This window comes from Nonomuraea sp. NPDC052634 (genome assembly GCF_040678535.1).
In the GTDB taxonomy this organism is placed as follows: Bacteria; Actinomycetota; Actinomycetes; order Streptosporangiales; family Streptosporangiaceae; genus Nonomuraea; species Nonomuraea fastidiosa.
This window is the reverse complement of sequence record NZ_JBFATY010000018.1, coordinates 15690-29202: the sequence shown is the minus strand read 5'-3', so window position 1 is coordinate 29202 and position 13513 is coordinate 15690. Positions and strand designations below refer to the sequence as shown.

The 13513-nt window shown below is 68.7% G+C and carries 9 protein-coding genes; 2 read left to right on the top strand and 7 right to left on the bottom strand.

Going from position 1 to position 13513, the window contains the following annotated elements; all coding sequences use genetic code 11:
* Positions 1 to 114 precede the first annotated feature (114 nt).
* The 5 genes from frr to AB0K67_RS38730 form a co-directional block, all read right to left on the bottom strand.
* Entirely contained in the window at positions 115 to 672 is a 558-nt protein-coding gene (gene frr, locus AB0K67_RS38750) for a ribosome recycling factor (RefSeq protein ID WP_364070122.1), read from the bottom strand.
* A 43-nt stretch (positions 673 to 715) separates the two neighbouring features.
* Complete coding sequence (pyrH, locus tag AB0K67_RS38745; protein ID WP_364070266.1) at positions 716 to 1414, bottom strand: UMP kinase; 699 nt, start codon at positions 1412 to 1414, stop codon at positions 716 to 718.
* 145 nt (positions 1415 to 1559) lie between these two features.
* A complete protein-coding gene (gene tsf, locus AB0K67_RS38740) occupies positions 1560 to 2393 on the bottom strand; it encodes a translation elongation factor Ts (protein ID WP_364070119.1) in 834 nt (277 codons plus the stop codon).
* A gap of 1130 nt (positions 2394 to 3523) precedes the next feature.
* Complete coding sequence (gene rpsB / locus AB0K67_RS38735) at positions 3524 to 4414, bottom strand: 30S ribosomal protein S2 (protein ID WP_364070116.1); 891 nt, start codon at positions 4412 to 4414, stop codon at positions 3524 to 3526.
* A gap of 704 nt (positions 4415 to 5118) precedes the next feature.
* A complete protein-coding gene (locus AB0K67_RS38730; RefSeq protein WP_364070113.1) occupies positions 5119 to 5916 on the bottom strand; it encodes a metalloregulator ArsR/SmtB family transcription factor in 798 nt (265 codons plus the stop codon).
* A 71-nt stretch (positions 5917 to 5987) separates the two neighbouring features.
* Between AB0K67_RS38730 and AB0K67_RS38725 the strand changes: the two genes are divergently transcribed.
* Both AB0K67_RS38725 and AB0K67_RS38720 read left to right on the top strand, forming a co-directional pair.
* On the top strand, positions 5988 to 7328 hold the full coding sequence (locus AB0K67_RS38725) for an MFS transporter (RefSeq protein ID WP_364070111.1): 1341 nt from the start codon (positions 5988 to 5990) through the stop codon (positions 7326 to 7328).
* A gap of 280 nt (positions 7329 to 7608) precedes the next feature.
* Entirely contained in the window at positions 7609 to 9333 is a 1725-nt protein-coding gene (locus AB0K67_RS38720) for a peptidoglycan DD-metalloendopeptidase family protein (RefSeq protein WP_364070108.1), read from the top strand.
* Positions 9334 to 10022: 689 nt separating this feature from the next.
* Here the strand turns inward: AB0K67_RS38720 and AB0K67_RS38715 are convergent.
* Both AB0K67_RS38715 and dprA read right to left on the bottom strand, forming a co-directional pair.
* A complete protein-coding gene (locus tag AB0K67_RS38715) occupies positions 10023 to 10910 on the bottom strand; it encodes a tyrosine recombinase XerC (RefSeq protein WP_364070106.1) in 888 nt (295 codons plus the stop codon).
* A gap of 1229 nt (positions 10911 to 12139) precedes the next feature.
* Positions 12140 to 13390, bottom strand: a complete 1251-nt coding sequence (gene dprA, locus AB0K67_RS38710) for a DNA-processing protein DprA (RefSeq protein ID WP_364070104.1) — start codon at positions 13388 to 13390, stop codon at positions 12140 to 12142.
* Positions 13391 to 13513 lie beyond the last annotated feature (123 nt).

Here is a 13513-nt window from a genome sequence, read left to right as displayed (position 1 = left end):
CCATCGCGGCGAGGGCCGCAGTGCAGACCCGCTGGAGACAGCGCCCCCGCGTTCGGGGACCCGCCTCCCTGTCGAGACGGCCCGCAGGACGCGGCCCGCCGTGCGGCGCGCCGCTCAGACCTCGAGCAGCTCGGCTTCCTTGTGCTTGAGCAGCTCGTCGATCTTGGCGACGTGCTTCTGGGTGAGGTCGTCGAGCTCCTTCTCGGCCCGCCGGACCTCGTCCTCGCCCGCCTCGCCGTCCTTGACCATCTTGTCGAGGATCTCCTTGGCGGAGCGGCGGATGTTGCGCACCGACACCTTGGCCTGCTCGCCCTTGTTCCTGGCGACCTTGATGTACTCCTTGCGGCGCTCCTCCGACAGCTCGGGGAACGTCACGCGGATCACCTGGCCGTCGTCGGTGGGGTTGACGCCGAGGTCGGAGTCGCGGATGGCCTTCTCGATCGCGCCCATCGAGCTCTTGTCATAGGGCTGGATGAGGACCATGCGCGCCTCGGGCACGTGGAAGGACGCCAACTGCTGAATCGGCGTCGGCGTGCCGTAGTACTCGGCAGTGATCTTGTTGAACATCGAGGGGGTGACACGGCCCGTACGGATGCTCGCGAAGTCCTCCTTCGCCACCGAAACGGCCTTGTCCATCTTTTCCTCGGCTTCGAGGAGGGTTTCGTCGATCACAGCGGCTCCCTGTCTTCTAGCTGGCGGTATCGGGCTCGCTCCGTCATTTGCCTGCGGGACTCACCAGCGTGCCGATTTTCTCACCGCGTACCGCTCGCAGGATGTTGCCCTCGCCCATGAGGTCGAAGACGACGATCGGCAGATCGTTGTCCTTGCACAGGCTGATCGCGGTGGCGTCCATGACCGCGAGGTCGCGCAGCAGCACCTCGCCGTAGTCGAGGTGGTCGAACCGCACCGCGTCGGGGTTCTTGCGCGGATCGGAGTCATAGATCCCGTCGACCTGCGTGCCCTTGAGCAGCGCCTCAGCGCCGATCTCCAGGGCGCGCTGGGAGGCCGCGGTGTCGGTCGAGAAGAACGGCGAACCCAGCCCGGCGCCGAAGATGACCACGCGCCCCTTCTCGAGGTGCCTGATCGCGCGGCGCGGCAGGAACGGCTCGGCCACCTGCTGCATGGTGATGGCGGTCTGCACGCGCGTCTCCACACCCCGCCGTTCCAGGAAGTCCTGCAGGGCCAGGCAGTTGATGACGGTGCCGAGCATGCCCATGTAGTCGGCCCTGGCGCGGTCGATGCCGCCCTGCGACAAGGTGGCGCCGCGGAACATGTTGCCGCCGCCGACCACGACCGAGACCTGCACGCCCTCACGGACGGCCTCCGCGATCGAGTCGGCCAGGTGATCGACCACTCGCGGGTCGATGCCGAGCGGCTCGTTACCGGCGAACGCCTCTCCTGACAGTTTCAACATCACCCGCTTCCACCTGAGCGGGCTTTGCGGGTTTTGAGATGAGGAAGCCGCCGTCCGTGTGGATTCGTGGGCTGACTCCCGGTGGTCCTGCACGGCGGCGGCCTCCTTCATTCGGTGGATCGTTGAGCTCGCAGCTTGCCTAAGCCTAAGCCTGACCGACCTTGAAGCGGACAAAGCCGAGGACCTCGACACCGTTCTCCTCGGCGTACTTGCCCACGCTCTTCTTGTTGTCCTTGACAAAGGCCTGCTGGAGCAGGGTGAAGTCGCGGTACCAGCCGTTCACGCGGCCCTCGACGATCTTGCCGATCGCGGCCTCCGGCTTGCCCTCCTCGCGGGTCATCTCCTCGAAGAGCTTGCGCTCCTTCTCGACGATCTCGGCGGGGACGGACTCCGGCTTGAGGTACTGCGGCGCCATGGCGGCGGCGTGCTGCGCGATGTCCTTGGCGACCTCGGCGTTCGGCTTGTCGAGCTGGACCAGCACGCCCACGGCCGGCGGCAGGGCCGGGTCGGTCTTGTGCATGTAGGCGCCGATGTAGCCGCCCTCCAGCACCGCGAAGCGACGGACCTCGATCTTCTCACCCAGCGCGGCGTTGGCCTCGTCGAGGTGCTCCTTGACGGTCTTGCCGCCGAAGGAGGACTCGAGCAGCGCCGGGACGTCGGCCGGCCGGGTCTCCAGCACGTGCGCCACGACCTGGGCGGCCAGCTCCTGGAAGCGCTCGCCCTTGGCCACGAAGTCGGTCTCGCAGTTGAGCTCGAGCAGCGCGGCGGCGGAGTCGCCGTCCTGCTTGAGCGCCACCAGGCCGTTGGACGCGGTGCGGGCCTCGCGCTTGCCCACGTCCTTGGCGCCCTTGAGGCGAAGCAGCTCGATGGCGCGGTCGAAGTCGCCCTCGGCCTCCTCGAGCGCCTTCTTGCAGTCCATCATGCCGGCAGCGGTGATCTCGCGAAGCCGCTTGACGTCGGCCATGTTCACGGAAGCCATTGCTCTTTTTCCTTGTGGGATATCGTCGTCGATCATGGTTCGGGCGGGGGCGGGAAGCCCTCCACCCTGGTTCGTACGGCCGGGCGCCTGCCGTACGTGAGCCTTGTCGTGCCTTTCACCGGTCCTCGCCGGTCCTGGCCCGGTCGTTCACCGGGTTCGGGCCGGCGTTCGAGCGTTCGCCGCTGCCTCGCCCGGCATACTGCCCAGCCTCGCCTCGGCCTACCACCACAGCACCGCCACCTGAGCCCTCAGCCCGGGTTTCAGCCCTGGCACAGGCTCTAGGCCCTGGCCCGAACCTGAGCCCCGATACCTGGCACAGGCCCCAAGCCCTGAACCGAACCCTGAGCCCCGGTACCTGGCACAGGCCCCAAGCCCCGGCCCGAACCCTGAGCCCCGGTTCGAAGCGCTCCAGGCCTTGGCCTGGCGCCCGACCTCGCCCTAGGTCGGCGCCCGGCCTGAGCCGTGGCCGCGTTTCCGGTCCCCGGGCCTGGCGCAGGCCCCAGGCCCTGACCGAGCCCTGCGCCCGCCGGCCCCGAACCGCTTGGGCTGCAACCTGAGCCGCCTGGCCCCTGGAGTAGCCCACCCGGCGGGGGTGAGCCGCTCCGGCGTGCCGTCGCAGGCCGGTCGTTTGCCTGACCGCGACGTACACCTTGCCCGGCACCCTGCCCGGCCGGCTGCCGGAGCCCCGGCGGCCGTGTGCGGTGGTCCGCCTGTATTCAGCTGTCACGTGCGCCTTGCTGACGGCCCTGGCTTCCCAGGCCCGACCGGCAGGCCGCCGGAGCATCGACGCCCCATGCCGGTATCGGCCCCCGACACCGGCCCGGCTCCTCGCCTGGCCGGACATCCAGGCTCGCATCGCGCGCCCGGATCGGCCCGTGTGAGCCCAGGACCAACGCCCAGCGGGTCCTGTCAGAGCCGTCACGAGCCGGCCGGATCCGCACCGGCACACAAGCGCCGTACCGTCCGGCGGAACCGCCCCCGGGCACCTGAGCGACCGGCGGCAGCGACCGCCCCCGGCGGGACGACCACCGAGAACCCGTCACCGAGCCGGTCAGAACCGTGTCCTTCCATCAGAACACGGCCGGACCCGCCCGGGGCAGACCCTCAGTGGTCACCCCAGGGTGAAGGCGTCAGGCCTGCTGGCCGTTCTCGCCCTCGGCAGGAGCGGCGGACTCGGCCGGAGCCTCGGCCTTCGCCTCGCCCTCGGCAGCGGCCTCGGGAGCAGGCGCCTCGGCGGCGTTCTCGCCCGCGCCCTGCTCGATGAGCTCGCGCTCCCACTCGGCCAGCGGCTCGGCGGCGGCCGGCTTCTCGTCACCGCGAGCGGCGCCGGAGCGAGCCATCAGACCGGCCGCGACAGCGTCGGCGACGACCCTGGTCAGCAGGCCGACGGCGCGGATGGCGTCGTCGTTGCCCGGGATCGGGTAGTCGACCTCGTCGGGGTCGCAGTTGGTGTCGAGGATCGCGACGACAGGGATGCCGAGCTTCTTGGCCTCGCTGATCGCGATGTGCTCCTTCTTGGTGTCGACGACCCACACGGCGCTGGGCACACGACCCATGTCACGGATGCCGCCGAGCGTGCGCTCGAGCTTGTCCTTCTCGCGACGGCGCATCAGGAGCTCCTTCTTGGTGAGCCCCGAGGCGGCGACGTTGTCGAAGTCGAGCTCCTCGAGCTCCTTCAGACGCTGCAGCCGCTTGTGCACGGTCGAGAAGTTGGTGAGCATGCCACCCAGCCAGCGCTGGTTGACGTACGGCATGCCGACCCGGGAAGCCTGCTCGGCGATGGCCTCCTGAGCCTGCTTCTTGGTGCCGATGAACAGGATCGTGCCGCCGTGGGCGACGGTCTCCTTCACGAAGTCGTAGGCGCGGTCGATGTACGACAGCGACTTCTGAAGGTCGATGATGTAGATGCCGTTACGCTCGGTGAAGATGAACCGCTTCATCTTCGGGTTCCAGCGCCGCGTCTGGTGGCCGAAGTGAACGCCGCTCTCGAGCAGCTGTCGCATGGTGACGACGGGGGCCATGTGCTGGTCCTCCAGGTCTGGGCGCCCTGCGGATGGGCGCTGTTCTCGGTTGTGCCGCGGCAGCGCGCTGTCTGCCGCCCTGATGCCCCGAACCCGCACCAGCCGGGCACCTGGCCCGGACCGACGGTGCGGTCCGCAATGGGGCATGCGAAGTCGGCCTGCGGTGACAGGCCACCGGAAAGTCTACCTCCCACACCGCCCCCGGCTGACCGTCCCCGGTCAAACGGACATCTCCTGACCTCACCTGCCCCCGTCCACATTTCCCCGTGACCGGACACCCACACCGGTGGCGCTACCGTCCGTGACGAAGCACCCTCAACGACCCGCCGTACTCAACGGCCTGCTTCACCCACCCCCGCGCCATCACCGTCCACACTCCGCAACTCCACTCGCACTACACCGCACCACGAACCCACGCGCACAAGACGCCCCAACCGCAGCCGCGGCGCACAGCGCCAACACCCGCGACCCGCCAGGACACCATCCAAGCCGCCCCGACCTCAGCCACGTACAGCGCAAGCACCCCGACCCGCCCGGGTACCACCCAAGCCGCCGGCTTGCTCGCCCCCACGTCACCTCCGCCGGCTCGATGCGCGCGTGTCACCCTCCGCCGACGCGAGCCGTCGTGCGCCAACCTGCGACAGTCCACGCCCGTGGACGGCACATGGGCCGCGACGCCCATGCAGCCCGACCACCGGAACCTCTCACTCGTCTCCCGCAGAGGGGGCCGACGCACCCTCCGAAGGGGACGGCACACCCTCCGAAGGGGACGGCACACCCTCCGAAGGGGACGGCACATCCCCAGAGGAGGCCGACGCGCCTTCAGAAGAGGCCGCCGCACCTTCCGAGCCGACCGGCACGTCCCCCAGACGCCCGTTCCCCCCTCCCCGCGGGAACCCGTGATCCTCCGTCGGCAGGCCGGGCCGCGGCCTGCGCGGGACCGGGAACAGGTTGAGCTGCACCTCGGAGACCCTGGCCCCCTCAGGCGCCGTCTCAGCATCCCGATTCCGCACCAAGTACGGCTCGATCAGCTTCTCGATCTCCTGGTTCAGCCACGCCAGCTCACGCGCGTTCACCCTGATGCGATGCCGGGCGAATCTGACCGCGTCGCGCCACTCCTGGGTCTCCTTCTCGACCTCCTGCAGCGCGCGTTCGGCCTCCTCATGCGCAGAACGCCGCAACGCGGCGATCAGATGCCGCTTGGCGGTCCGCACCTCGGGCTGGTCCTCGGGCTGGATGCCGACGGCGAGCCTGCGGTCTACGGCCCGCCACACCCGTTCCCTGCCGTCGCCGCGCGGGGGCGCGTCCTCGACGAAGCCGTACTTGGCGAGCATGCGCAGGTGATAGCTGGCGGCGCTGGGGGTGATGCCCGCGATCTCCGCGACCTCGGTGGCGGTGGCGCTCCCCTCCACGCCCAGCCGATTCAGGATCGCCAGTCTCGCGGGGTGCGCCAGCGCCCTCATCGCCTTGGGGTCGCTGAGCGTCGAAATGTCGCCGGTCATGAGGCAACGGTACCCATCCTCAGACTATGAAAGGTTGCTTTCACAATTTATGAAGGGTTATCTTCACATCTATGAAGTATTCCCTTCACGATTCACCGGAGCCCGCGGAGGCCGCCCCGGTGCCCCTGCGCAAGCAGCGCGACTACCGGCTGCTGTGGACAGCCCGTACGATCTCGGTCACCGGTTCTGAGGTCTCCAAGCTGGCCATCCCGTTGACCGCCGTGGCACTGCTGGCCGCGTCCCCGGCGCAGATGGGGATGTTGACGGCGGCGGCGTCCGTACCGGCGCTGCTGTTCGGCCTTCAATCGGGAGCCATCGCCGACCGCCTCACCCGCCATCGGCCGCTGATGATCGCGTGCGAGCTGGTCTCCTGCGCCGCCGCGGTCACGGTGCCTCTGGCGTGGCTGCTCGGCGTGCTGAACGTGACCTGGCTGATCATCGTGGCGCTCGTCATCGGGACGGCGGGAGTGCTGTTCAGGGCGGCCAACTTCCCCCACGTCGCCTCCATCACAGGGCCCGAGCAGCGGACGGAGGCGATGGCGGGGCTTCAGACGACGTACTCGGTGGCCTCGGTCGCCGGTCCCAGCCTCGGCGGTCTGCTGGTGCAGCTTCTGACGGCGCCGCTGGCCGTACTGGCGGAGGCGCTGTCCTTCCTCGCCTCGGCCCTGTTGCTGCGCGCCATACGTACGCCTGAGCGGAACACGCCCGCCGTCTCCAAAGGCATGTGGCGCGACATCCTGGAGGGCCTGAAGGTGAACATCACGCACCCGGTGCTCCGCGCGCTGCTGTTCGCCGGCGTGACGATCAACTTCTTCGCCATGGCGTACACGGCGGTCTACATGCTCTACATGGTCAACACGCTGAACATCCCCAAGGGCCTGATCGGCGTACTGATCGCTTTCAGCGGTGCCGGCGGCCTCCTGGGCGCGTGGCTGACCGCCCGCCTCTCCAAGAGGTACGGCGAGAACCGGATACTCCTCGTGGTCGTGCTCTTCTTCCCCCTGGAGATCCTCACCGTCGGCCTGATCTCCGGCCCGCTGTGGTGGAAGTTCGGTGTTCTGGCACTGACTGGTACGGCCGTCGGCGTCATCGTGGTCTCCTTCGCCACCTGCATGAACGCCATCGTCCTGCAGGAGACCGACCCGCAGCTGCGGGGCCGGGTGAACGCCACGATGACGTTCGCCATTCAGGGCGTGCTGTCGCTCGGCGGCCTGGTGGGCGGCTTCCTGGCGGAGATCATCGGCCTACGCCCCGTGATCATCGTCTGCGCCGGCGGCATAGCCCTGGCCACGTTCTGGATCTGGTTCTCCCCCATCCGCCCCGGCCACCGCCGCCCCACCCGCCCGATCACCCCGTCACCGCCTCCCAGCACGGAACCCTTCATCACCACGAAACGCCACTCCGCCCCCTGACCACCGCCCCACCCGCGCCCGCTGCCCTCGGCCCCTGCCGGCCCCGCCATCACCCGGCTTCGGCTCGGCCCTGTGCGATAGCCGACTCGCCACACCCCGGTCGCCAGACCACCATCGCGCCCCACCACCACAGCGTCGCCCTGAACCACCGTCACGATCAGTTGCCATTGCCGCCCCGCCTCAGCAACTCCTCCACAGCCCAACCCCGCTGATCTCCTCCCACCCACAGAACGACGTTCACCGCCCCGCCGAACCCACCGCACCGGCCAGACTCCCGCGCATGAACGTCGCACCCCCTCACCAACCACCGACCCTCAACGCCCTCGAACCCCTCGAAGCGACACCTGCCAGCAGACACCCCACACCCCTGCCTCCAGGCCACCCCAGCGCCACTCAAGGCCAGTCTTGCTGTCCGACCAGAGCCCGCACCCTCCATCCACTGAGCGAGGCCCGCACCCGTTATCCACTGAGCCAGGCCCGCACCCAACCAGCCCGATACACACCGAAGAGAGCCCGCACCCAACCTGCCCAGTACTCACCGAAGAGAGCCCGCACTCAACCTGCCCAGTACACACTGACCAGACCCTGCACCCAGCCTGCCCGCATCAAGATCGCCCTCTTCACAACCCTCATAACCGCATTCACGCTCCTCCCCCTCCCAGCGATCCCAGCAAGGGCCTCGCCCCCGACCGAAGCCCTCACCTGGCGCTGGCCCCTGCACGGACAGCCCAGGATCCTGCGCCGCTTCGCTCCGCCGCCCAAGCCCTGGCTGGCCGGCCACCGCGGCATCGACCTGGCCGCCCCGGTAGCCACCCCGGTCCTGGCAGCAGGCCCCGGCACCATCCGCTTCGCAGGCCCGGTAGCGGGGAAGGGCGTGGTGACCATCGATCACCCGAACGGCCTGCGCACCACGTACCTCCCCGTGAAGCCCTCCGTGTCCCGAGGCCACCAGGTGACCCCAGGCACCGAGATAGGTGTCATCGACGGCTCAAAACCGCACTGCCCGGAGTCCTGCCTGCACTGGGGCCTCATCCGAGACGCCCACTACCTCAACCCCCTCCACCTGCTCGGCCACGCCCCCACCCGCCTCCTCCCCTTCTGGCCCCAGGCTGGCAACCGCTTCACGCACGACCGCAGCACCACCGTCACCCCACACCCCACCGCAATGCCTTCCGCTGTGCCTCAACACGCACCGATCGGCAACACTCGGCCCTTCGACGCAATCCCACGCCAGATCACCGAACCCTTCGACGCAGTCCCGCGCCAGATCACCGAACCCTCCGACGCAGACCTGCACCGAGCCACCAAGCCCGCCGACAGCCACCCCTCGTTCACCGCACTCGCACACCACTCACCGGTCGCCGGCGCACTCCCAGCCCTGGATCCCCGTGCACTCCCAACCCCGTCCACAAGCACCACCAAGCAAATGATCGCGATCACACCACCCGCCACCGCACCCAACGCATCAGCGACAGCCACAACCCAACCCCCAGCCAACACCCTGGCCACCACGGGAGAAAGATGGCCGGAAGCTGAGGTCATCAGATTGGCCGACAGCGCAGGCGACACGGCATCCGCCCCCTTGGCAGACGTCAGGAGCGTCAGAAGCAGTCCCAACACACAGACCACCGCCGGAGACATCCAGGGGACCGAAACAGCACTTGACGCACCCACCAATGGCACGGCAGAGACGCGGGCCGCCACCGAGCCTCAGGAACTCACAACGAAAGCCTCGAAAAGCACGCGCCGCCACCCACGAACCACCACGGACAGCCCGGACCCGATCCCCACCCTCATACGAGCCGCGTCCTACCCACTCACTACGGCCCTGGCCGTAACAGCCCTCTTGGCATCACTGCTCCTCATAGCGCTCCGATGCCACAAACACCGAGGCCACCGAACCACACCCCGCCGCCGAACTGCTACCAAAGGCCAACACCGCAAGCGCCGCCCTCACCGCCCCCGCCGCCAAAGATCAAGACCGAGAAACCACCATCATTCTTGACCCACGCCCCACCCGCGCCCCGCCTGCCTTCCCCGTACCCACACCAGCCCTAACCCCCGCCGACCCCCCACGATGACGACACGACGCAACCACGACGGGGCGGGGACGGGACAGAAGCCACACCCCAACGGCCCTAATCGCGCCCGCTAGCCGGGAGCACGGTTGCCCCCAAACCAGACCACCCACCGCAAACACTGGCCGCTGCCGCAAGACCCGAGACTCTAGCCCCCCGCCGGCCCCCGCCCTCACCCAGCAAGCACAAGTCGCCCAAGCCACTCAATCAGCACCCAACCCAGCAATTAGCCCGCCCAAATCAATGACCCCAAGCATCAAGCCCGCCCGCCTGATCACCGACCCTAAATACCCGAGCCGACCTGCTCGATCACTGATCCCAAACACTCAAACCCACCCCCCGATCATCAACCTCAAACACCCGAGCCCACCCGCCCGATCACCAACCCCAAACACCCGAGCCCACCCGCCCGATCACTGGCCCCAACACCCGAGCCCGCTCGAGCCTCCGAACTAAACCCTCGGGACCGCCCACTAACTCAAGCCGCCTTGACCACCGAGCAGCCCTCAATCACAGAACCGCCCTGATCAGCCCAGCCCTGACCCTGAAACCCGCGCCCTGAGCCCTGAGCGCTGAACGCTAATCGCTAAGTGCTGAGCACTCGAAGGATGGAGGATCAAGCCCTTGGATGCGCCTGCCGATAGGCCGCCCGCAACCGCTCAATCGACACATGCGTATAGATCTGCGTGGAGTTCAGCGACGCATGCCCCAGCAGTTCCTGAACGCTACGCAGATCCGCACCCCCTTCGAGCAGGTGCGTGGCCGCACTGTGCCGCAACCCATGCGGCCCCATGTCGGGCGCCCCCTCCACCTGCGCCAACCTCGCATGCACGACCCGCCGCACGGTCCCCGCGTCGATACGACCACCACGTACGCCCAAGAACAGCGCCGGCCCCGACCCGGCCCGTACCCACCTAGGCCGCCCGTGGATGCACCACCGATCCAACGCCCGCAACGCCGGCGCCCCGAACGGCACCACCCGCTCTTTACGCCCCTTGCCCAGTACCTTGATGACGTTCCGCTCCCGATCCACGTCATCGACATCGAGCGCACACAGCTCGCTCACCCGCACCCCGGTCGCGTACAGCAACTCGAGCATCGCCTGGTCCCGCAGCTCCTTCGGGTCAGCGGTGGAGGCCACATTCAACACGGCCTCCGCCTGCCGCTGATCAAGCACCGCAGGCAGCTCACGCCCTGCCTTGGCACTCCCCAGCAACAACCCCGGATCGTTCTCCAGCCACCCCCGCCGATGGCAGTAGGCGGTGAACGTACGGGCGCAGGCCGTGCGCCGAGCCAGCGTGGCCCGAGCCTTCCCCGCCGCATGCTGCTCAGCCAGCCACTCTCTCAGAGTCCCGATATCAAGCGCCTCCAGCCGCCCACCCAGGTGATCGAGCAGCGAGTTCACATCCCCCAGGTACGCCCGAACGGTATGAGGCGAAAGATCCCGCTCCAGCCGCAAATACCGCCCGAACTCCGCCACAACCTCATCCCGATCCACACCCATCTCCCTCCACATCCCCCAAATCTGCCCCAAGCCCTAGCCCGCACCAACCCCAACACACAGACACCCGGGCGAAGGCCACCTGAACGCGCTAGGGAGGAACTGGAGCGAGGGCCGAAGACGGCCTCGCACGCCACACATCCGGGGGAACCACGGACAGTCCATCCAGGAGGTTCACGTCCACGGACGTGGTGTATGACTCGATCTTGGCGTGATCCTGTTTCTGCGGGTTAAGCGGTAAGTGTCTGTGGGAGCGGGTTCTGGGTGGGTGTGCGAGGCCCCCCAGTCAGTCATCCCCGGCGGGCCCGAGTCGCCGGGGATCACGTGATGGCCGTCTTCATTTCACGACGCCACGCCTGTGACCAGGCCACTCGTACACCACCCCTGTGGACGAACCCAGGAGCCACGCACAAGCTCGTCCGGAGATCGCGCACAGGACTATCCGGGGACTACGCACAGGGCCCGTCCGGGAATCGTGCACACATCAGTCTGGGAGCCGTCAGAGCCATACGCCTCGCTCAGCTCCCCTCGCTCATCCGCCGAGCCAGTGGCACCTCGTGGCGAATGGCAAGGAGCATCACGTGCACTGGCGGAGCTGGTGAGTCGGCATCCCCGACCTCGGTTCATCGCTCACTGAACCCAGTGAACACTCGGGAGTGTGCACCAGCCCCTGCGGCGTGCAACGGGCTTTCCCGCCACCAATCCTCTCCGCCAGCATCGCCTCGCCCCCACAACCAGGTCCTCTTCCAGCATCGCCACACCCACCCGCCACCACAGTCCCCTCCGCCGACATCCTCGCCCCGCCGACAAGGTCCTCTTCCAGCATCGCCTCGCGCACCCGCCGCCACGGTCCCCTCTCCCCGCAGCGCCTCGCCCTTCCAGCAGCATGGCGGCCGCCCAGGCGCCATCAACGTGCAGCTATCGCGCCCGGCCAGGAGCATGCCTCCACCCTCACCGGTGCGTTCACCAACGCCCACCATGGCAGGACGGGTGACGCACAAAGCGACCGCGTCGGCCACGTCGAAGGTCAGCGGGGGCTGGCCCCGCCCACGTCGAGCGTGATCCACCCTCGCCGGTCTCGGCGCGCGACGTGGCGGCCATGGCAGGGACGCGAGCATGAGCCGCACGCCTCTGGCCACTGATCTCGACCATCGATGGCGGCGATGTGTCGCCCTTCGTGCTCCTCGTACGCTGCGCGACCGGCCTGAGCCGGCGCGCCGCCGCACACTTCGTCAATCGAAGTGGTCGTCTGGTGGGGGTGGGATGTCGGCTGGGTCGGGCTCCGGGGACAGCGGGGGTTGGAGGGCGGCGGAGTCGGGGGCTTTGCGGTAGGAGGTGGTCTGCTTGCGGAGGCGCCAGCCGCGAGGGGTGCGTTCGATGTACCCGGCGGCGGCCAGGCCGCCCAGGGCGCTCAGGGCCACGTCCAGCGTCACGCCTGCCGCCACAGCTATCGAGGCCGGGCCGGCGCCGCCGCGCGTGGGGACGGCGTCGAGCACCTTCTTCGTGGGTTCGTTGAGCCGGTCTCTGGGGACGACGGGTGCACGCACCTGCGGGGCCGCGTCGTCGCCCATCAGGCCGACCAGGTCGATCATGTCCTCGGGCGAAGTGATGCAGACGGCCTTGCGTTCGCGCAAGAGCCTGTGACACCCGGCGGACATGGACGAGGTGATCGGGCCTGGGACCGCTCCCAGGTGCCGGTTGAGGGACAGGGCGTGGGCGGCGGTGTTGAGGGCGCCGCTGCGAATGGCGGCCTCCACCACCACCGTTCCTCGCGACAGGGCCGCTATGAGACGGTTTCTGATGAGGAAGCGCGCGCGGGTCGGGTGGACGCAGGGCGGGCACTCGCTGATCACGACTCCCTGTTCCCTGATGGCGGCGAACAACGTCTCGTGGCTGCTGGGGTAGCAGACGTCCACGCCGCAGGCCAGGACCGCGACCGTCGGTGAGCCGGACGCCAGGGCGCCCTTATGCGCGGCCGCGTCCACGCCGTACGCTCCGCCCGACACCACCGTCCACCCCGACTCACCGAGGCCCACCCCGAACTCGGCCGCCGCCTGCGAACCGTATGGGGTGGCGGCTCTCGCTCCGACCACGGCCACGGACTTCAGGCAGGAGAAGCGAAGGTCCGCGTCGCCGTGCGCCCAGAGGGCCAGGGGCCGGCTTGGGCCGAGCTGGTCCAGTTGGGTGGGCCACTCCGGGTCGCCGGGCAAGATCAGGCGGGCTCCGGACTTCGTGCCTGCCTCGAGGTCGGCCGCCGGGTTGGCGGCGGCGAGACGGACGTACCAGGTGTGCAGGCGAGCCGTCAGGTCCGGCGGGCGCTCCTGCTGGGCTTCCTCCGCCACGAACTCCGGCGGCAAGGCTCGGGAACGGATCGCCTCGACGGCTTGGCGGGCACCGTACCGGGCGACGAGGCGGCCCATGATGACGTCGCCTACGTCGCAGGCGCGCATGAGCGCAGCCCTGGCCTCCGCCTCGCTGCTCATCCCCTGACTGCCGGGTCCGGAAGTTTCGCGCCCTGTCCAGGTTCTGGTTCTGGCTCTGGCTCTGGTTCGGACTCGGGCTTCTGCTGGGGTTTCGGTCCTCGCCGCCTCCATGCCAGTTTTTGT